The sequence below is a fragment of the Chryseobacterium sp. MYb7 genome, from assembly GCF_002979455.1.
In the GTDB taxonomy this organism is placed as follows: Bacteria; Bacteroidota; Bacteroidia; order Flavobacteriales; family Weeksellaceae; genus Chryseobacterium.
Map to the genome: position 1 here is coordinate 138,997 of NZ_PCOU01000002.1, position 22,641 is coordinate 161,637.

Genomic DNA, 22,641 nt, shown 5'->3' on the forward strand with positions numbered 1-22,641 from the left:
ATTATTTAAATATTGTCTTTTTCCAAAATATGGAATTGAGTCTTGATTTTGGATGGTTTCTCTTTATTTAATCTTCTCCTTCAGCTGGATTATTACGGTAGTAAGAGTTTTTTTTATGTTTTCAAATAGAGTATACAGTTCAGTAAGATCTGTATGCTGTTCTTTTGCTGATACTTCCAACTGCTTTACTTCTTCTTTAATGGAATAGATACCTATGCCTTCTATACTGGGCTTGATCTTATGGATGAGCCTGGCTATTTCTGCATAGTCTTTCTCCTCAAATGCTTTTTCTACCAAAGGAATTGTTTCCTGGGTCTGCGAAATGAATATGGAAAGCATTTTCTGAATAAAATCCTCATCTCCTCTGCTGAGCATCTGTATATTTTTAAGATCATAAAGTGTTTTGTTCATATTGGATATCGTTGTGTTGGTTCTTTTTTGAATTTTGGTGTATTTGTGAATAATATTGAGCAGATTCTCTTCAATAAACGGTTTGGTAATATAGTCATCCATTCCTGCACTAATACAATTGTCTATCTCTGTTTTGAAAGCGTTTGCGGTAAGGGCGATGATAGGGGTTTCGATTCGAAGTTCTTCCCGTATTATTTTGGTGGCTTCTATACCATCCATCTCAGGCATCTGGATATCCATCAGGATAATATCAAACTTTTCCTTTCTTAGTAGATCTACTGCCATTCTGCCATTGTCAGCTTTTGTAACACTGCACTTAAAATGGGTCAGTGAATTTTCTGCAACCAGCTGATTCAGCTCATTATCTTCAACTAGCAAGATATGAACTCCCCGAATAGAAATTTTCTGTTTCTTTTGGGAAGATTTTGAAGATGATTCTTCATTTCCTTTGTCAACATTGAAAGTGATGGTAATAGCAGTTCCTTTATTTTTCTCACTATTTACTTCTATTTTTCCTTTCATTAATGAGACCAACTCTTTGGTAATTGTCATTCCGAGACCTGTACCGCCATATTTTCTGGAAATAGAGCTGTCTTCCTGATTGAATTTTTTAAAGATACTATTTACATACTCTTCACTCATTCCGATTCCAGTATCAGTAATGCAGATAGAGACTGTCTGATAACGGGAAAAGTCTTTAAGAACATTACAATCCACCTTTATTTCACCTTTATCTGTAAATTTTAATGAATTGCCCATAATATTATACAGAATCTGTTCTATCTTTAAGGAGTCACCTTTTTGAGTAGGGGCGAGGGATTTTGAAAAAATAGCGTATAGTTGTAACTTTTTTTGTTTTGCTTTAGGTTGGAGAATGGTAATAACGTTTTCGATACTTTCTTGTAATGAAAAGCTTTTGCTTTCCAGAGACATTTCGCCGGATTCGATTTTGGAGATATCAAGAATATTGTTAATAATTGATAACAAATGTTGTGAAGCATTATAGCTGTTTTCTACAAACTGTTTTTGGGTGGCATTAAGGTTTATTCTTTTTAACTCTCGTAGAAAACCTATAATAGCATTAAGAGGTGTTCTTATCTCATGGCTCATATTGGCGAGGAAAACTTCCTTGGCTTTGGATGCCTCCAATGCTTTAGCTTTTTCCTGTTTTAGTTCTTCTTCCAGTTTTTTTTGGTCTGTAACATCAAGGTGGATTCCTATCGAACCAAGTTGATTACCGTTATCATCATAATTGGGCGCTCCGCTTATTGCCCACCATCTAATTTCTCCTCTCTTATTTTTTACAGGAAGCTGGTATACGCTTGAAACTCCTTTTTTTCTTAATAGGATCTGCTCTTTTACAAACTCAAGATTATTGTCTCCGTATACAAATAGCTGTGAAGGACTTTTGCCAATTAACTCATCCGGATCATAGCCGGATACATTACAAAAACTTTGATTGGCATAGCGGATGGTTTCGTTGTTGTCTACTTCCAGCAAGCCCAAATTCATATTGGCAATGATGTTCCGGTATTTTTCCTCTTGTCTCTTGATGCGATCTTCCGCTCTTTTTCTTTCAGAAATATCTTTAATGAAGTAGCAGTAATATTTGTTATCATCCTGTTCTACGGCAATAACTGATATTTCTACCGTAAGTTCTTCTCCGTTTTTTTTGATAACGTTTCGTTCCACTTGTTTATTCAGCATTGATGTGTAGAGCGTTTTATCTGCTTTCGGAATAATTTTTTCAAGAATTTTTTTACCTTCTACTTCTTCTTTTGTCCAGCCGAAGGTATTGACCGCACTTTTATTCCAAAAAGTAATTTGCCCCTTGTGGTTGGTAATGATGATGGCACTCATGGCAGAATCCATGATCATTCTGTTGCGTTCTTCACTTTGTTTGAGCTGGTTTTGGGTAACAACACGTTCCGTTACATCATTATACTTCCAGAGATGTCCTTTGTAATGATCCTTAATGAAAATGGGAATATAATGTCTTTCTAAAAACTTCCCATTCCTGGTTTCCAGGAGTTCATTGGTTACGATTTTCTTTTCTTTAAGTATTTCATTAATTCTCTGGACAAAATAATCTTCATTCTTAAAAAGAGCTTTAGATTCTTCTGCAGAATTTGTACAATCTATTCCGATCATATCATCTGCGGAAATTGGAATATTAAACATTTTGCAAAACAAATCATTGGTAAATATAATTTGTCTGTTCTCATCTTCCATTAATATTCCGGACTGTAAATTCGCCAGTAGCTTTTTCAGGATTTCTACTGTTCTGGAAAGATTTCTCTCAAGAACGAGGCGCTCACGTACATTGACAAGAACCTGAGTAAAAATGGTGAGCAAATTTTTCTCCGTGTCAGATAGCTCATAGTAATTTCTCACAAAATCAAATCCCACAAAACCTAAGCATTCATTTTGTATCATGGCAGGAATCACAAAAAGACTTTTGATTTCTTGTTCCTTTAAAAGATATTTAAGATCGCTTTCCGGCAGTTCCTGAATATTTGGATAATAGATGCTTTCTCCTTTTTTATTGATTTCCACCCATTCACTGATGATATCAAGTGGTACATTCTGCAAGTTGTCTATTTGAGGAGTTATTCCCTCATTGCAGTACTCATAAACATTGGAACAGGTGTTTTCTGCAAAATCATATCTGAAAATATAGCTCCTGTCTGCATTTACAAATTCTGACATCTCTTTAAGAGACTTATTCACACTTTCGGATACCTCTTCTATAGGAATATTAATATACTCTGAAGATATATTCATAAGCAGTTTCTGAAACTCTAGTTGCTTGTTAAGCTGTTCCTGCAAAAAAAACCTTTTTCTCAACTGTTCAGATACATAAGATGACAGCTCTGTAAGATCCTCAGAATCCAGATATTCAATCGCAGGATCAAGAATTTTGATGGACTCATAAAGATTGGAGATCGACTTTTGCTTTAAAATATTTTCATTTTTAAGGTTGATGTAGATTTCCTGATACTCTTCCTCACTTTGTTTAAAAGCATGATCCATGAGTTCTTTATCCCTTTCAAAAGATTGATAAGACTGATTCACAGCATTGATGAAATTTTTGAACTGCGGATGAGACTTACAGTCTTCTGTAAGATACTTGTTGATCTGTCTTTTTAATAGGTTGTGAAATTCCGGTTCCATTTCATTCAGTTTCGTTAATGGTGGTAATGGTAATAGTCTGGTTGTGTAAGGCACAATCATCAAAAGGCTTCAGAGGGGATATCTCTCCATATGAATAGAAACCTGTAATGATGGTGTCAGGGCCAAAAACATCTCTTACCATTTCCACTTCTTCAGCAGTCCGGTCTCCTAAAACTAATTTTCTTCCTACACAGCTTACAATAATTCCCATTTTAGGCTTATTATGAATTATTTCAAGGCATTCACTGGCTGCATCACTGGCTGCATCAATCAACCGGTCCATGTTGGCCTTCATAAATCTTACTTTACTTCCTTCGGGAAGGTCGCCTGCAAAGACCATCATATTATCTTTCTCATTAATAGAAAGGATGGTACGTACAACAGAAGAGGAGGTGTTGTCAGATTTAAGAGAAAGAGGGAAAAGAAGTGCTGAACCCGGGAGTTCTTCTGCATATTTTCCGAGATATTTTTTATAAAGATCAAGGGCATTTTTATGATCGATTTCACATAGGATGTTATGATGAGAACGGGTAACTGTTCTCTCAAGTCCGAAGCTTTCCCAACCTCCGTATGAAGCATGAGATAATTCCAAATTTTTTCCATAAAAACCAATTACTACAATCTGATTAGATGCAGGAACCTGGTTTAGGCCAACTGCTGTTTTTTCAAATTTGTCCCCATCACCTGCCAATCCTCCTGAAATTAACACATGATCAGGGCGTCCGGAGTTCAGTCCCTGAACCAGCTGACTGCCGTTGACACGACTGCCATCTGATAAAACAAATACCCATTTGAGGTTTTCTTTAGGAAGTTTTTCCATTAGGGTTCTCCCGGCTTCGTAGCTGCTAGGAAAATCATCTATATTAATCTGTGAAGTTTTAATATAAGATGTTGAGAAACTGATAATGGTAACGGTTACCGTATTATCATATACTTCATTACAGAAAATTTCTCCGGACGATGATGATAAGGTAATCTCTGCATGGGGGAATTTCTCTTTGAGCTGTAAGAAAAAATGATTGTCTTCAATAAGATTTCTGGCTCCATATCCTAGGACGAGCTGAGCTTTCTGATAGTCAAGATTTTCATCATTTCTTTCATATCTGAATTCTCCGTTTATAAAAAGTAATTTGGCAACTTTCATCTAATTGTTATTTAGTTTTTTAGTTTCAGCATGACTAATCAGGTTGTAAATTGTTGATTTGCCTATATCCAGAAACTTTGCTGTTTTAATCACATCATTATTATTTTTTTTCAGAAAATGTAGGATGATATCTGTAGTATATTGTTTTAATGTTTTTTGCTCGCCGAGAAAAGACTCTGAATCTTTTTCAAGGCTATAAAAACTAATATCATCTGCCATTATCTCAGAATGGTCAGACATTACACATGCCAGATCAATGATAGATTTCAATTCTCTTACATTTCCGGGGAAATTATAAGCAAGAAGTTTTTTCTTAGCTTCAGCAGATAACCCTAAAGGTTTGATTTTATTTTCCTTTGAAAATAAGTCTATAAAATGCCTGGAAAGAATTAAAGTATCCTGTTCTCTTTCACGTAAGGGTGGGAGTTCAATAGGGAGGCCTATAATTCTGTAATACAGATCCTCCCGGAAAGTGCCCTTTTTTACTTCCTGGGCGAGATTTTTATGGGTTGCTGTAATCACTCTTACATCCAGCTTTATTTTCTGGTTTCCGCCTACTCTTGTAATTTCCCTTTCTTGTAGAGCTCGGAGCAGTTTACTTTGGATATTGAGATCAAGCTCTGCGATCTCATCCAAAAAAATGGTTCCTCCATTAGCCTGCTCAAACTTTCCGGAAGCTCTTTCCGCTGCTCCCGTAAATGCCCCTTTTTCATGACCGAAAAATTCGCTTTCTACAAGTTCTTTAGGAATAGCAGCCATATTTACCGCTACAAAGGGCTTGTTCTTTCTGGGTGAATTATAATGAATGGCTTTCGCGACCACTTCTTTTCCTGTACCCGTTTCCCCGGTAATTGAAACATTAATACTGGATTTTAGCGCTTTATTTATTTTTGAAAATATACCTTTTATAGATTCGCTTTGTCCAATGATGGTGTTCTCAAAAGTGTATTTTTTTTCAAGTTCATCTTTCAGGTCTTCCACCTCCTGTTTCAGCGAGATATTTTCTTTCAACCTGATAATAGAGCTCCACAGAAGCTCTTTTGTATGCTCATTTTTTACGATATAATCTTTTGCTCCCTGTTTGAGAAAATTGATTGCTACCTCTATGTTTTCCTGTCCGCTGATAACGATAATGGGAAGATCAGGATACAGATTTTTGATCTGTTTAAAAAGCTCATCACCTTGAATATCCGGAAGTCCAAAATCTATACAGATAATATCAGGATTAAGAAAAAGCGCTGAAAGACAGTTTTTTGCTGTGCTGAAAAGTTGTACTTCGTAGTCAGGATTTAGCTGGAGATGGTATTTTAACATTTCTCCGAAAAAAGGGTCATCGTCAACTATGAAAATTTTGAAAGTCCCCATTTGGTTTTAGTTTTTAATTTATTACTAAAATAATGATTTTTCATTATAAAATGCGTAATAAATAATAATAACTAAATATAAGTATAATGTTTTAATTAAAATGATTATACTTATATGTTCTGGTATTATATATTGGTTTATGTTAATATATTGATTAATAACTGTCCGCCCCATAATTGTTTTATATATATTGTTGTAAACATTTACCGGGCCGTTCAATAATTTCCTTAAGTATTATGATACTGATAACAGTAAAAGATCGTAATAAGAATTAGCTATAGATTGAAATATCCGTAAACTTTATGATGACAATATGTAGCCAATGATGAAAAAGGCTTTGGTAATGTTGGATAATGTTATTAGATTTATAATTGATTCTGAATGACAATATTTTATACACCTCTTTAAATTTATTAATCATGAAAAAACAAATCTCTATCGTTGCGCTGTCTCTGGGAGCAATCGCCTTAGGAACCAAACAGGTTATGGCACAAAATTCAGAGCAGGTGAGTACATCAGTAAATATTATTTTATCAGACGTTATTGCAATGGACATTGGCTCTGTTGCTTCAGAAGGCGCTGTAGATTTTAATTATGGGAACACAAAAGACTATAATTCAGCAAAAAATGTGACCGTTCCCAATAGTTTAGTCATTATTTCCTCCAAAAATTTTGATGTAAAAGTAAAATCTGAAGGTACACACTTTGTAAGTGGTGCAAACGTAATTCCTGTAGATATATTACAGGTAAAAGCAATACCGGGCGGAAGTTTGGAGGGAACCCTGAATCAGGTCACTTTATCTACAACTGATCAGGTGCTGGTGAGTAATGCAAGTTTAGGTAACAAACATTCTTTAAATATTGCCTATTCTATTTCAGCGGAAAATGCTTCCAAGGTACTTCTGGGAAAACCACAGGGAACGTACACCCAAAAAATAACTTATACTGCCACTGCATTGTAAGTAAACACCAATTTTTTAAATAGAAAAGCCCTTAATATGCAAAAGTATTGGGGGCTTTTCTATTTAAACCCAATGAGTAATCCTGTAGTTATTTTACTACATGAACTTCCTTTTTCCACTACAAAGAAACTTTTATCGCCGCTGTAGATTTGTAATGTTCAAAAGAGAACAATTAAATAAGAATAACAATTAAATATTACTATCATGACAAAACAAATCGTAATCACAGCCTTCACTATTGGAGCAATGATGCTAGGAACTAACAATGTTCAAGCACAAAATACAACCGCAACAACAACCGTGAACATTACCCTGAACGATGTAATTTCTATCGACGCAGGAAGTACAGCAATTGGTAATACGGTTGACTTTAACTATGTTACTGCTACAGACTATAACTCTGATCAAACAATTACTAAAGCCAACTCTTTAAAAGTTACTTCCACAAAGAACTTTAATGTTAAAGTAAAAGCAGGGGGTGCTAATTTTATGAATGGAACCAACTTAATCCCTGTAAATGTTTTGACTATCAAAGCAGCTACGGCTGCCGGAACAATGGGCGGAACAAAAAGCGCTGTAGTTTTATCCGCTACGGATCAAACCTTAGTAGCCAATGCTCCTCTTGGAAGTGCATTAACATTGAATTTGGACTACACCATTCCAGCGGCAAAATCATCATCTTCTGATATTTTAGGTAAGCCTGCCGGAACGTATACACAAACGGTAACTTATACCGCGACTGCTTTATAATAAAAAAACACATCAATATATATGCCCTCAGTACTTTCCAAGTATTGAGGGTTTTTCTATTTAAACCAAATGAGTAATCCTGTAGTTATTTTACTACATGAACTTCCTTTTTCCACTACAAAGAAACTTTTACCGCCGTTGTAGATTTGTAATGTTCAAAAGAGAACAATTAAACAGAATAACAATTAAATATTACTACCATGACAAAACAAATCGTAATCTCAGCCTTCACTATTGGAGCAATCATATTAGGAACTAATAATGTTCAGGCTCAAAATACAACCGCAACCACAACCGCAACCATTACCCTGAACGATGTCATCTCTATAGATGCAGGAAGTACTGCAATTGGTGGTACAGTTACCTTTAACTATGTTACTGCAATGGACTATAACTCTGATCAGACGATTACTAAAGCCAACTCTTTGAAGGTTACTTCAACGAAGAACTTTAATGTTAAAGTAAAAGCAGGTGGCCCGAATTTCGTCAATGTTTCAAACTCAATCCCTGTAAATGTTTTGACTATCAAAGCTTCCCCAGCTGCTGGAACAATGGGAGGAACAAAAAATGATGTAGTTTTATCTGCAGGAGAAAAAACCTTGGTTGCAAATGCTCCGCTTGGAAGTGCATTAACACTGAATCTGGACTACACCATTCCCGCGGCGAAATCATCATCATCTGATATTTTAGGTAAACCTGCCGGAACGTATACGCAAACAGTAATTTATACCGCGACTGCTTTATAATAAAATTTTAGTTTGCAAAGGTTCCTTTTGCTACGTTTTCAGTCTTATATTATTAAACTATTTACACCATGCACAAGTTTATCCACCTTTTCATTTTCTTTATCCTCACAGGGGTTTCCTCACTTCTGGCACAAAGTATTTCTATGTCGCCTACACGCTTGTTTTTCACCGGTAACCCAGGAGAAAAAGTAACAAAGACAGTTACGCTTCAAAACAGCTCGGATAAGGATTATGTTTTTAATCTCAACTATAAAGATTGGGTTAGAGAAGAAGACGGAAATAAGGTTTATCTTGAAGCAGGCAGTTCAAAAACTTCCAATGCCTCCTGGGTATCCACCTTAGAAAACACCGTAACAGTTCCTGCGAAAAGTACAAAGGAAATTGCAGTAAACATGCAGATTCCGGCAAACGTATCAAATTCTGCCGTTACAAACAGCATGCTGTTTTTTACCCAGCTTCCCCAGCAGGCAGATAAGACACGTATTCAGAATGGTATTGGTATTATCACATTATTTGAGGTGGGGCTTCACATCTTTTATACTCCACCGGGAAACCATGTAAAAAGTTTGGATATTACCAATATTTCAGAGGTGAGTACTGAGAATACAGCGAACAGAAAAGTTGCAGTAAGCATCCATAATGATGGAAACACTATCAATGATGCCACCGTTGCGTTTGAACTTACCGACAAAGACAGTGGTAAGGAAATAAAATTACCCGCAATTTCGATCTCGATGCTTCCGGATACTAATCAGGTTGTTCGGTTTTCCTTACCAGAGAAAATTTTAGGAAACTTCCTTGGCGTGGTTATTATTAAAATGGCAGAATCCAATGATTTACGTGTAGGAGAAAAAAACTTTAAATTTTAAAATTACGTTTTGAAAACACAGAATAGAATATCGATATCAATCCTAAGAAGAACAATCTTATTTTTTGTATTTGTTCTTCTGCACTTTTCGTTGGCTTTTGCGCAGGAAAAGAAGGATATCCGAATCTATTTTGAAAATGACAGTGTAGCTGTTGAGAAGGGGTCTACTTTTACTAATTTCCTGGTTATTGAGAATAAAAGTTCTGAAGAGATTATCATTCAGAATATCTTCCCTCAGGAAAAATATCCGGGATTGCTTTTCTATTCCCAAAATGACTTTACTCTAGTTGCGGGGCAGTCTAAAAAACTTCCCGTGAAATTGATCGCCAACATGGACTTTATGAAACTGAGATCCAATCAGATTCAATTCCAGGTTTCTTACGCCACCCCAACGGCCACCAGAACTGAAAGCGCTTCCTTCCTCGTTGCTAAAGGCGAGAATAAAAACATTGCAATTTATACCGCCACATACGAAAATTTCATTAACCCTGCTTTACCCCAATCCTCAATTCTGCTGATTGTAGAAAACCAAGGTTATAGTAAACGAACCGTTAAGATTGATTTGCAATCCATTCCTGATGGTCTGGAAATTTTGCCAAAACAACAAACTGTTTCTCTGGAAGGTTTAGAAAAGCAAACGATTGAGATCAAAATTGTAGTCAGAAAACAGAATACACTTTATCCGGAATTTAATATTAATGCAATTGTGACAGATCTGCTTGACAATAAAATCGTGGGAAGCAACACGCTCTACTTAGTCGTTTTATCACATAATAGACAAATTGCCCGGGGAAATGAAGAGGTGAGTGGAAATAATTTTGCAGAAATTAGTTATAATGAAAACAGTTCACGTCTCAATTATCTTCAATTGAGAGGAAACACAGCATTTCGGGTGACAGAGAATTTAAAATCACGCTTCAATATTGGCGCAGATTACTATCTTGAAGACGGTCGTTATAATCTGTATGATACCTGGCTGGAACTGGAGAGAAAGAATACGGTATTACGGGTGGGAAATGTTAATAGCAGCGATTACGATTACCCGGTTTTCGGAAGAGGAGGGAAGGTTTCTACCAAATTTGGTAAAAATAATCAGATTGAAATTCTTGCACTTGAAAACAATTATAATCTGTATGGTACTTATTTCCAGCAAACAGAAGGATCTATCATGGGGGGAGCAAAATATGCTTTTGGGAATGCTAAATCTTTCAATGGGAAAGTGTCCTATATTTTCGACCATGATCCGCATCTTAAGATAGATACGCAGGTAGCGAACGCGGTAACATCATTGTTAATTAACGATAAACATACAATCCGTACGGAGGTGGGCCTGAGCCAGGAAAAAGGTCTTTCGAACAACGATGAAAACGCAGGGGCTTCAATGGGAGCCAATTACGAGGGGAAAATAGGAAAATGGGATATACAATCTGTCAATTCCTTTGCGACCAAAAGTTATGCAGGGATCAAACGGGGATCCTTTTTCTTAAATCAGCGGATTGGTCTCCAATTTTCTGTTTCTCAGCGCGCTTTTATACAATATCAGAATTCGCAGGTAGAACCTGAATTCCTGAGTTTCCAGAGTGAGCCAATCCAACCTGAGAATACAGCTAATTTGCGTTATTATTTCAACAGTACAGAAGCTTTGGGACTAGGTTATCAGTTTTCTTTAAAGAAGTGGAATTTCCTACTTTATCCAAAGGTTGAAAAACAAAAAACAGCTAATTTTTACACATCACAGGAACTTTTTTCTTACCGGCTGGAAGCCAACATCAGTACTACATTAGGAGCACACGGATTGAACCTGACGGCAGAATATTCTTATTCAAAAGAAAACAATAAACCAGACTGGTTCAACAGTTTGAAAACAACTTTATCTTACAGATATAAAACATTCTCCCTCAATGGAACAGCCCAATGGAATGCAACCAGTGTCTTTGATTTAAATTCTTATTATGATGTAAACCATAATTTCGCCAACTATAATGTATACGCCTCATATAATTTCCAGATGCTAAATCATAGTCTGACCGGATCTTTTTCAGTAGGAGCCTTCTATTCGGAACTTTATAAAAATCTAAACAGCAATATCACCGGTAATCTGGAATATAAGATTTCACCTTCATGGTCCACCACGGGGTATTTTAATCTTTCCGGTTATAAATCTACGGCTGAATATGCAAGCAGTGGCAGTTATTACCAGTTCAGAGTGGGGATTAAAAAATATTTTACCACAGCTACGGCTCTCGGAAATCATAAAGTGGCGCTCCAGTTCTTTGAAGATAAAAATTTCAATGGACTTCTGGAGTCCGGTGAATCTGTACTTGCTAATGAAATTGTAAAACTGGACAATTATGTAGCGATGACGGATAAGAATGGAAAAGTAATTTTTCAGAATGTGCCTGAAGGTACTTACACACTGAAGGTGAACGAAAGTGCGGGTTCCCGGTTGATGATGGATCCTGTCATTATGGTACATAACAATATCAACCGTAAAGTGGGCTTGGTAAAAAACATCAGGGTAAGCGGGAAATTAACTGAGATCAAACAAGCTTACGATACTGTAGATACGGATGTAACAGGAATTTTGGTATATGCAAAAGCTGAAGATGGTAAAATTTACACCGTAGTGGTTAATCAAAAAAATGAGTTTGAGTTTTTCCTGAAAGATGGAAAATACAACCTCTATATTGAAAATGACAAATTCAGCTATACACAACCCGCCCAAACTATTCAGGTGACAAAAGAAGGTTACTCGAAAACCGTGGTTTTTGAATATAAGAAGAAAGACACCACCATTAAGGTGAAAAAGTTTTAAATTTAAAAGTATGAAAAAGATGAGGACTTTTCTAATAGGAATTTTTACCGTGTTTTGCGGGTCTGCAGCTACGAAAGCTCAGGATGTGTACCTGTCGGTTCCTGAAAATAATATTTTTAACAGGAGCGAATTTACTTCAGTACCTACAAGGGTAATGACGAATGGCAACAGAACAAACTGGGATTATGCCTTTTTGGGATTACTCCCAACAGCTCCTACATTTACCTCTGTTTCCGGACCAGCTTTTACTCATTCTTCTTCCTCACTTACTTTACCCGGTTCCACTCTTCTGTGGCAGTTAGAAAGTATGGGCGGGCAGTTGCCGTCTACTGGATTTTCAGGTTATTTACCAGGTTTTCAGTCGTTCAGTACAAGCTCTGTAAAATGGTTTGAACCGCCATCCATCAGTATCGGGGGCGGATTCAACCGGGGAAATATCAATTTTACATTTAAAATTCCTGCCACCCAATTTAGTGCCAATGCCTTCCGGGCAGGGAATTACTCCATGGATATCACTCAGAATTATAATGACTTCACACCACGTAATTTTAAAACAATTTTAGTCATTCCTTCAGCTATACGATGGGTAGCAAACTCTTTAACAAAATACATAGAAATCTCTTCTTTGAATGACTACCGCAGTACAAGCACGAGGGTGTGGGATTTGGGGAATACGGAAATCGCAAATACGGTTGATTTTAATTTTTGGGCGAAAGCTACTGCCACAACAGTTCAGTTTACGTCCTCTAAAGGTGTTCCGGGAACCAGAAATATAGCAAGCATTAAATTGGGCAGTAACGGATCTTCACTCACAACCAAAGCCTTATCTTCCGATTTTCAGAATTTTTCAGCTGCTAATTTCAGTGTTGTAGCAGGAAACAGAAACAATTTTGTTCCGCAACTTTATGTGTCTGCGGAAGATTTTAAAAACTTTTTTTTTGAAGCCGGAACATATACGTTTGATTTGAACTTCAATGCCAGCAGTACAGATAACTCAATTAACAGTTTGCAAAATACGGCTGTTCAGTTAAAGGTACTTCCTTTGTCTGAGATCACCATCCCAAGTTCCGGGCGCAATGTAAACTTCAATTTTAATACTGCTGCCCATTACACCGATGGTCAGTCACAAATGATTCCAAACCAAATTATGTTGTCAAATAATGAAAATTTTGAGCTCTATGTAAAATCGGACGAAAATTATTTCAAGAAAGGCGGCCTGCAGACCGATATCAATTCCAACATATTACAAATTGGCGTGGATGGAAGTTCTGTAAATGTGCCCTTATCTAAAACTCCCCAAAAAATACTCTTTAACGGAACACCGGTTTTGGACCGGGGACTGAACGTAAGATACACCATACCATCTGCAGGTGCTCAAAGTTTGGTAGGGAAGGAAAATACGACTTACTCTATCAATGTTTATTATAGCTTTACGTCAATTTAACAATATTTTCTGAAATAGCTCCTCCTTATGGACTATTTTAATAGGAATAATCAAGCGCCGGATCAGCAAGATATTGATAAATTAAATGTATTTAGAAAAAATAAATTTCAATTTTGCCTTTTAGTGTAATCGGGATTTTAGGTATTTCCACTTCGATCTCATATTTTGTTTTCATTTGCTTACGAAAAGTTCCTCCAAAATCCATCGGCATAAATAAGCTGTATGTCTTCCAATAATTTCTTTTCTGAGTCCATTTTATGCCAATGTTTTACAGCTGTGGTTCCATTATAGCAATTGGCCCAAACATACAAAACGGTCCAAAAGATTTCCTAGGTATCTCTATATAGAAACGTTTTCTTCCTTTGAATCAATGCTGGCTATCTTCAGGTTGCCATTTTTCATCTTGCATCATTCGGCTGCTTGCAATCAGTAACCTGGTGATGTTGTCCCATGTCCCATGTTCCATCTTTCACCATTTCGGTAATGCCGGTAAACGATTTGCCAGGGCGGGAACCCTCCCGGAATGTCACGTTAGACACAGCTGTTTTTAGTGGATCAAATATGGTATTTATTATTTCAAGTAAATCCCATTTGATTTTTCTTTTTACTAATATGATATTTTTTATAACTTGCCAACTCCTGGAAGAAAGGTCTGAACCATATGTTTTTTCGAGTTTAAACAATATAACCTTTTCTACCTTTTTTAAAAAAAATAATTCAAACAACTTCTAAAACCATGATACTGAATTTATGAATGATTTTATCAACGAACTACAATTAAAAATTGAAAGACTGGAAAACGAAATCAATTTCAAGAACGGACTGATCTCGATATTGTCTCATGACTCAAAAGAACTGTTTGGAATTTTTGTGTGGCTTATAGAAGGGCTAGAGCAAAAGACCATAAGTGAGGAAGATTTTTTTAAGTTGTTGCCACAGGTAAAACGTGATACCCTGAAGAATCTGCAAACGATCCAGGACAGCATTACTTGGATAAAAACACAATACGGAGGTTTCAAGATTAAACCCGTTAAAATCATGGTGATGGATCTTTTTCACTATTTAGAAGAAAAATATGCTACAAAATTAGAAGAAAAAAACATTAAATTTTATTTTAAAGGTGATCACAATGTATTTCTTACAAGCGATCGCCTGTTGCTCGAATACGTTTTAGACAAAATTTTTAATAATGCGCTAAAATATTCCTTTCCGGGGCAAGATATTTATTTACAGATGATTACGAAAGGTGATGAGATTGTACTTTCTATAATTGATTTTGGGACAGGAATGAATGAAAAGTATTTATCTGCGATCTACACTTATGATAATCCCATATTCCTGGGAACTGCGGGCGAGAAAGGAGTTGGATTAAGCTTGAAAATTGTAAAAAACTTTATATCCTTGTTGTATGGAAACGTACAAATCATTTCCACTGAAAATAAAGGCACTACGGTTTCCCTTTTTTTACGTAAATTTATAGAATGATGGGTTTAAAAGTAAACATTCGCATTGTTGTGGCAGATGATCATGGTATCGTCCGGATGGGTTTGATACAAACAATCAAACGATTCAAACCCGATGCCATAATTTCAGAAGTAGAAGATTATAAATCGCTGTACAAATTAATTCTGAAAGAAGAATTTGATCTGGCCATCATGGATGTTAATATGCCTAATGGTACTGTTCAGGAAGCAATAGATTACATAAAAATTCACCAACCTGAATTAAAAATTCTAATATTTTCTTCACAGGATGAAGAGTTGTATGGAATGCGTTATCTGAAAATGGGTGCTGGTGGCTATCTAAGCAAGCTAAGCTCCACTGAAGTAATTGAGACTGCTTTAACGGCGATGCTTAGTAAGGGCAGATATGTCAGTGATAATATAAAAGAAACGATTTTTTTAGAATCATTAACTGGTGCAACAAAAAATTCTCCCTTTGAAGCACTATCAGACCGCGAATTGCAAATTGCCAATAAGATTGCAGAAGGTCTTCCCCTCAAAGAAATTTCTAATCAACTGAATCTCCATTCATCGACGATCAGTACTTACAAAAACAGATTGTTTGAGAAGCTGAAAATACGATCCATACCTGAATTGGTGAAGATTCTCAGGTTGTATAATCAGTAAATTTTATATCATATATCGTAAAAAAATGATTGTGATTCAATGAAATTATGCAATGCGTTGATTTTCTGGCTCCTTATCTGCTTCTTTTAGGTTCAAAATCGTATACGGAAGTATCTTTGTATATCGCTTACTGGATATTACTTTGATTATTTGCTTTAAATGATCAACAGAATTTATCAATTCTACAAAAACACCGGAATATCTTACAGTAAGAAATATCTACTGCCAAAACAATTGGCTTATTTTGGAATCGAGGATAAAATAAACGGCGCCACTTGTCTTAAAGTGGCGCCGTTTGGCTGTTTGTGACCTTGACGAGCGTATTTTCAAACACTTTTGTCGATGATTTGGTTCGTCTGAGCCAAATTAAACAAGAGTTACAAGCTTCATTTATATCAACAAATTCCTTTCCTTTATGATTATGTAATTTAACTTTAAAAATTAATAACAATCAGCCTTGGAATAATAAATCTTTAGTTGGCTTTGCTTATCTTTTATACTTGGATAAAGAAATAATGAAATATTTATTGGAACATTTAAAAAAAATTCAATTACCAGGAATGAAATAATAAACTTTTGTAAATTATTTGTAACAGCGAAGATATAAGACATATTTAATTTTTATGACGGATTTACAAATACCAGCCACCTTAATAAATATTTTATAAAGAGTATAGGGATAATTCCAATAGTGTTTCGAAAAGGCTAACCACCAACAATAGAAAGTTAAAAATGTTATAGAGTGCTTATTTTTTTGTTGGTTTCAAGTAATCTGTCATCTTTGATTTTAGCATTTTAAATGAACATAAATATTAAGATAACAAGAAAGAAAGGGTTTTAGTTCTAATTTGAAAATGGACTCTAAATTAGATCGTGAATAGTTGGTTGATTTTCAGTGGTTTTATAGATTTAAATAACTTAAATTAATACAATGAGAAGTGCTTCTATTTATTTTAAAGTAATTCTATTTCATCTCTGTAGTATGGTGCTCTTTGCAATTTCAAACGCAATTTGTAAAACCATTAGTTTCCCTGAATTATTTTCATTAGTAATGGCAACTTTATTAACAGCCGGATTGATCTATATATTCACGCATCGGGATAAGATTTCATTGAATCGTATAGGTCTCTGTTTTAAGAAAAATGATATTTCAAAATTTTTTTTGGGGGATTTGTATCGGGATGCTGATGGTAACGGTGATGACTTTAATTATTACAAATTTAACCCGTATAGATTTTCAACGGTCTTCTATATTTCAATTTCATCAACTGGCTTTATATATTCCACTTTTCTTCTTTGTAGCTATTAGGGAAGAGCTAGTCTTTAGAACGTATATGTTATGGCGGTTGAATGATAAAATTGGACCAGTAGTAAGTATGGTTTGTGTTACTGTAATATTTATAGCAGAGCATATAATCGGCGGTTCAACGTTAAAAAACTCAATATTAGGAGCTGGATTAGGAGCTGTACTTTTTGGTATTGCTACATTAAAGACTGGAAATATAGCCCTGTCTACAGGATTACATTTTGCATGGAACTTACTACATTGGATGTTATTTGTTGAAGTAGTTTCTAAGGAAAATGGTAGGCAAGGCGAAATTGTTTCCTATGCTGCTTACATTGTAGTTATGCTATTGGGAATTCTAACAGTTTCTCAATTAATCAAATCTCAAAAAAGATATAACTCAATATGATACTCAGATCTTGCAGATGTAAATTTAGTATCTAATTATACAAAAATGGTCAATATTAGCGGTTTCATTATTTACTGAAGTATTTACTGATCTATTTAGATCGTAAAAAACATTGCAACTGCTGCCGCCGCCATAAAAAAAAATGTTGCCCATAATAAACTTTTTGATAACCACTTACTTTTAAATTCTCCCATAATATTTTCACTTGCAGATATCCGGATAATCAGAAACAAGAGAGGTACGGCAGCTACACCATTGAGAACTGCTGTGTAAACAAGGGCTTTCACTGGATTAATTCCAATAAAATTCATGCACAGGCCAATAAGTGTAGAGATAATAATGACCATATAAAAGCCTTTTGCTTTTGTAAATTTAAGATCTAAACTTGCATTCCAGTTGAGAGCTTCCGAAACTGCATAAGATGCTGATCCTGATAGAACTGGAACAGCAAGAAGTCCCAAGCCAATGATACCAATTGCAAATATAATTTTTGATATCAATCCGGAATTTGGAAATGATTGAACTAAAGGTTCTAAAGCCTTAGCTGCATCAGCGGCAGTATTAATATCTGTTATATGAGCGCTGTGTAAAACGGTTCCTCCGACCAAAATAATACACCATGTAGTAAATTCAGAGATAATCATGCCTATATTATTATCTTTTCTCATCGCATGAATATGACGCCACCCGATTCTGGGTTTTCCATCTTGAATCAGACCTCTTTTATTTTCTTCTTCCACTTCTTGAGATGCTTGCCAAAAGAACATATAGGGCGTAATCGTCGTCCCAAATACACCAGTGATTATGAACAGAAAATTGAAAGAAAATTCAAAATGAGGAACCATAGAGGCTTTTAATATTTCTTTCCACGGCTGATCAATCATGAAAGCTGTAAGAGGGTAGGCAAGGAGTGATAATGCCAGCCATTTGAGAACTTTTGAATATACGCGATAACTGGTGAAAACCTCCAAAGTAAGTATGCTAACAGTAAAAAACAACATTAGTACAACAATATCAGCAGGAATAATTAATTGTGCCGCCGCCGCCATGGCTCCGATATCCGCTCCTATATTAATTGTATTAGCAATGACAACCAATCCTACAGAACTATAGAGTATTTTTTTACTATAATGCTCTTTGATAACTCCTGTTAATCCTTTACCAGTAACCATTCCTATTCTTGCACAGGCTTCCTGTACTGCAGTCATAAATGGGAGCATATAGAGTGCGGTCCATAGCTGCCCATAACCGAATTGAGCCCCGGTCTGGGAGTATGTAGCAATTCCCGAAGGATCATCATCAGCAGCCCCTGTTGTCAGTCCAGGACCTAGTAGTCCGAAAAATTTTTTGATTTTTTTGCTTTGGTTTTGAACATTATGCTTAGCGGACATAATTAAATAGTTTTTAGGGATACAATATACTATTAAAGAGAATTAATTGGTATATTTTTTATAGCAAATCGCAGTCCTTAATTTTATATAGCAAAATAGCTCTTTCATAGTTGAGAAGACCTTCCCGATGTCCATAACAATCTTTTTATTTGATCTCTGAGGTAAATTTTTCAAAGAAAGAATTTTTCATGTATGGTAATTGAAATAGCCGCGGCTCAGATTGAACTGCTCCTGTATAGGAATGATATTTTCTCTGCAGACATTTAGCAGACAGAATAGTCGATTCTAAAAACATATAATGATGTGTCAGAAGTAAAACTTTGCTTTTTATTCTATAATGTTTAGTCTGTGGAATGTTATGTATCAAGTGTCCATGCGAATCTTATGCTGTACCCTTTCTAAATTATTACCTAATTGAAGATTATATTGTTTACATCATAGAGCAAAAGAACTTGGATATATATTGTTGATACTGCATTTTAAAATAACAGCTCACACATAAGATAATGTATAAAGGATGCTGCTATATATCCTTAATAAGAAGAATTGATGGAATTTACTTTTTAACATTTTATGTATACCCCAATATACTTGTGATTTGTTAATTTTTATTATTAAAAAAAAATAATTTAAAATCATCATTATTTAGAATAAAATTAATTTATAATATTTTTTTAATGAATAGAATAATATGAATTGAAAACAAAGTAAAACATTATATATTTAAGGTCAAAAAGTGTATGAAAAAAATAATACTATCTTCTATTAGTAACTATAAATATTGTTCAGAATCAACAGTACTGGATAAACATTCCTTATCAATAAATGGAGGAAAAACAATTTTGTAAGGTATGAATTCAACTTTATTTATTGGTATGATTTATTTTAGAAAAGTATTTTTTTTAGGTATCATTTTTTCTTTTTTAGAGTATAAGTCACAATCCAAGATACATGAAATTGATAGTTTGCAGACAGAGGCTTTTGGCAGACTTTTAAGAAATGGTGATTTTAAAAAAATAATTTTGCAAGAAAGAAAGTATCTTGAAGTAGCTAGGAAACAGAACTATAAAAAAGGAAAAATAAGAGGGAACATTAATATTGCTTATGCTCTGACTGTATTTAAGAAAAACAAAACGAGTCTAGATTTTTTAGAAATTGCTAAAAAAGAGCTCGACAAAGATCAGGATAATAATCTTTTAGAGTACCTATATTTTGTCTATGGAGTCAATTATAATTCACTTCATATGCATTCACAAGCAATAAGAAGTTTTGATGTTGCATTTGAATATGCACAAAGAATCGAAGATAAAAAGACGAGAGAGAAGAGATTATATAATATCTATGATTGGAAAAGAAATAGCTTTCAGGTGTTAGGGATGATGGATTCAGTATATAGTAATGAAAAAAAGTGCATGCAGTCTCCAATGCCCATGCTGTTTATAACTATTGCCAACAGACATTTTCAAAAACAAAATATTGATTCAGCTGAATTTTTTATTAATAAAGCTAATGACTTATTGTTGGTAAAAGAGATTCCCATCGAAGGAAAGGCTAATGTCTTGCGGGCCTTCGGCAAACTCAACATCAAAAAAAAACATTATGATAAAGCGTTGAGTTATCTGTTTAATTCATTAAAAATTACTAGTAAAGCCAATCTACGAAAAAGAAATTTGGAATCATATGAATTAATTTCTGAAGCTTATAAAGGACTTAATGATAAGGAAAAAGAACAAGAATTTGTATTGAAGTACTCTCAGCTACGTGATAGTCTAAGAACTGAGGAAGAAACTGTTACCAACATTGTAATTGAAAAAATTCTTGATGAGGAGTTGAAAAAAGAAAAGGGTAATAAATATTATTTTTACTATATTATTATAAGTATTTTAATCATGAGTATCGTAGCTATTTACTTGATTCGTGATGAGTTAAAAAAACGAGAAAAGCTAAAAGATTTTTTAATAGATCAAAAAGTGCAGGAATCTCAAGAACTCAGAAAAAAGCTTAGCAATGTCCATGATGAACTGATTCAACTTGTAAAAAATGCTGATCCTTCTTTTATGAATCGTTTTAGGGAATTGTATCCGGAATTTTGTAATAATCTAACTTCGAAGTATAATCATCTTACTTTAAATGATTTAAGATTATGTGCTTTTATCAAATTAAACTTTTCCAATAAGCAAATTGCTGATTATGACCATATATCACTAAGGACTGTTGAATCTAAAAAATACAGGCTAAGAAAGAAACTTGAGCTACCAAAGGAGATAGATTTTAATAAATGGATTTTGGAACATTAATTTTATCAATGCAACGGTTCATGTCTCACGTGTAAAACTGTATGAAGAATTGTATCTTAGGCAAGATCAGTTTTTGACTAAACGTTTTACCGATGCTTCCCGCATTACTTTTGGTCTACTCAGACTGAGATAGATTATATTGCTTCATAAAATATTCAGTATATACTTATCTATTTCATATTTTGTAGAAACTATATTTCGATCATACAATGTATTAATTTGTAACCTTACTGCTGCAATTATGTAGTTTGGGGTATTCCTTCTATTGAATTAATCCTTACAATTTGAAAAGAAAGTATTCAATGGCTTAAGTGTAAATTTTACATATTCAGTTATTTATTCATTGCAGTGCAAATGCAGTGCAGATCTTTTTGTGATATTACAATACATTTGGCAAGAAAATGTAAACATGTCATTAGGTTCCTTTTTCCATATCTATTCTATAATATTTTTATATAAATAGACCAAGATAGATTTACTTTTTTATATCCCATATTTTACAAACTCTAAAACAGCATATATGAAAAAAACAGTATTTTTTGCAAGTATATTATTGTCAGCTACTACACTTGCACAAGTTGGTATTAATGAGGTAACTCCTAGTGCCATGTTAGATATTAGATCTAAGGGAAATACAAATACAACTAAAGCACTTGAAGTAAGTAATTCCAATGGAACAGAACTCCTGACAATTCTTGATAATGGAAATGTCGGTATCAATGTTTCTACTCCTACTGCAAAACTGCATACCAACGGAAGTGTAAGATATGAAAACCTACCTATTGTTTCCGGAAGTTTATCGCCTCTTGCTATCAAGGATGATGGTACAGTTGGAACCTACGTTCCAGAGCCTACTAAATATCTTTATATGGCAATGGCGTCAACAGTTACTACTTCTGGTTTCCCACTTTCAGATACTGGTGTTTATACCAATATCCCTCTTACTTCTGCACAGGCTGTTACCAATACTATTAATACTGGATTTGGTACTGATGCTTCTGCCTCTTTAAATGTTAACAGTACCGTAATTTCATCCTCAAATGTAAGATATATCACTTTTCCGGAACCTGGGGTTTATAAAATAAATTTAAATTACTATACCAATTGCACTGGAAGTCCTACTGATTCATCCAATGGGATGTTGGGAATAGGAACAGCTCTATTCAAAGCATCTTCAGCTAGTACGAGCTACAATAGGTTAGCAGTAGTCCGTTACAATGGTTTACCCAGAAGAAATGATACCGGTGCGGTAATTGCCGGCCCTTATAATTTTCCACTTCCCCACACTGTTTTTCTAATATTTGAAACTACAGCAGCAAATGAAAAAATTGCCCTTTTTGTAAATTATGGTTTTGGTGATAGCTTTCCCACAAATGTGTGTGCCTTTGCTACTCCTCCTGGTTTATCCAATAAAATAACAATGAATATTTCCAAATTATGATTCACTAATT

15 protein-coding genes are annotated in these 22,641 nt (G+C 34.7%); 11 read left to right on the top strand and 4 right to left on the bottom strand.

What is annotated here, in order from left to right; translation table 11 throughout:
• Positions 1-63: 63 nt before the first annotated feature.
• From CQ046_RS02585 to CQ046_RS02595, 3 genes are read right to left on the bottom strand one after another with little or no spacing between them, the layout of a single operon-like run.
• A complete protein-coding gene (locus CQ046_RS02585; protein WP_105700771.1) occupies positions 64-3,645 on the bottom strand; it encodes a PAS domain S-box protein in 3,582 nt (1,193 codons plus the stop codon).
• Positions 3,587-4,729, bottom strand: coding sequence for an FIST signal transduction protein (locus CQ046_RS02590; RefSeq protein WP_105700772.1), 1,143 nt, complete (start codon positions 4,727-4,729; stop codon positions 3,587-3,589). The genes CQ046_RS02585 and CQ046_RS02590 overlap by 59 nt, the downstream gene beginning before the upstream one ends.
• Positions 4,730-6,094 carry a sigma-54-dependent transcriptional regulator gene (locus CQ046_RS02595; RefSeq protein WP_105700773.1) on the bottom strand — a complete coding sequence of 455 codons (1,365 nt, stop codon included), beginning with the start codon at positions 6,092-6,094 and terminating at the stop codon, positions 4,730-4,732.
• A gap of 419 nt (positions 6,095-6,513) precedes the next feature.
• Here CQ046_RS02595 and CQ046_RS02600 point away from each other — a divergent pair, with 419 nt between their 5' ends.
• The 9 genes from CQ046_RS02600 to CQ046_RS02645 all read left to right on the top strand — a co-directional run bounded on the left by CQ046_RS02600 (position 6,514) and on the right by CQ046_RS02645 (position 17,502).
• A complete protein-coding gene (locus CQ046_RS02600) occupies positions 6,514-7,056 on the top strand; it encodes a peptidoglycan-binding protein LysM (RefSeq protein WP_105700774.1) in 543 nt (180 codons plus the stop codon).
• A 204-nt stretch (positions 7,057-7,260) separates the two neighbouring features.
• A complete protein-coding gene (locus CQ046_RS02605) occupies positions 7,261-7,806 on the top strand; it encodes a peptidoglycan-binding protein LysM (RefSeq protein WP_105700775.1) in 546 nt (181 codons plus the stop codon).
• Positions 7,807-8,006: 200 nt separating this feature from the next.
• Positions 8,007-8,552 (top strand): peptidoglycan-binding protein LysM, encoded by a 546-nt coding sequence (locus CQ046_RS02610; RefSeq protein WP_105700776.1) that lies wholly within the window; start codon positions 8,007-8,009, stop codon positions 8,550-8,552.
• A gap of 68 nt (positions 8,553-8,620) precedes the next feature.
• The gene (locus tag CQ046_RS02615; protein ID WP_228406858.1) at positions 8,621-9,421 is read left to right on the top strand and encodes a WxL protein peptidoglycan domain-containing protein; all 801 of its coding nucleotides are present in this window, start codon (positions 8,621-8,623) and stop codon (positions 9,419-9,421) included.
• A gap of 9 nt (positions 9,422-9,430) precedes the next feature.
• Positions 9,431-12,235, top strand: a complete 2,805-nt coding sequence (locus CQ046_RS02620) for a hypothetical protein (RefSeq protein WP_228406859.1) — start codon at positions 9,431-9,433, stop codon at positions 12,233-12,235.
• A gap of 10 nt (positions 12,236-12,245) precedes the next feature.
• Positions 12,246-13,679: a hypothetical protein gene (locus tag CQ046_RS02625; RefSeq protein ID WP_105700778.1), complete on the top strand. Its 1,434-nt coding sequence runs from the start codon at positions 12,246-12,248 to the stop codon at positions 13,677-13,679.
• Positions 13,680-14,429: 750 nt separating this feature from the next.
• Positions 14,430-15,164: a sensor histidine kinase gene (locus CQ046_RS02635; protein ID WP_105700780.1), complete on the top strand. Its 735-nt coding sequence runs from the start codon at positions 14,430-14,432 to the stop codon at positions 15,162-15,164.
• Positions 15,161-15,808 carry a response regulator transcription factor gene (locus CQ046_RS02640; RefSeq protein ID WP_228406860.1) on the top strand — a complete coding sequence of 216 codons (648 nt, stop codon included), beginning with the start codon at positions 15,161-15,163 and terminating at the stop codon, positions 15,806-15,808. The genes CQ046_RS02635 and CQ046_RS02640 overlap by 4 nt, the downstream gene beginning before the upstream one ends.
• A 1,142-nt stretch (positions 15,809-16,950) precedes the next feature.
• Positions 16,951-17,502 carry a CPBP family intramembrane glutamic endopeptidase gene (locus CQ046_RS02645; protein ID WP_105700782.1) on the top strand — a complete coding sequence of 184 codons (552 nt, stop codon included), beginning with the start codon at positions 16,951-16,953 and terminating at the stop codon, positions 17,500-17,502.
• Between the two features lie 95 nt (positions 17,503-17,597).
• Here the strand turns inward: CQ046_RS02645 and CQ046_RS02650 are convergent, their stop codons facing one another.
• Complete coding sequence (locus CQ046_RS02650) at positions 17,598-18,893, bottom strand: NRAMP family divalent metal transporter (RefSeq protein WP_105700783.1); 1,296 nt, start codon at positions 18,891-18,893, stop codon at positions 17,598-17,600.
• Positions 18,894-19,744: 851 nt separating this feature from the next.
• Here CQ046_RS02650 and CQ046_RS02655 point away from each other — a divergent pair.
• Positions 19,745-21,190 carry a helix-turn-helix transcriptional regulator gene (locus CQ046_RS02655; RefSeq protein WP_105700784.1) on the top strand — a complete coding sequence of 482 codons (1,446 nt, stop codon included), beginning with the start codon at positions 19,745-19,747 and terminating at the stop codon, positions 21,188-21,190.
• Between the two features lie 520 nt (positions 21,191-21,710).
• Positions 21,711-22,631: a hypothetical protein gene (locus tag CQ046_RS02660; protein ID WP_105700785.1), complete on the top strand. Its 921-nt coding sequence runs from the start codon at positions 21,711-21,713 to the stop codon at positions 22,629-22,631.
• Positions 22,632-22,641: the final 10 nt, after the last annotated feature.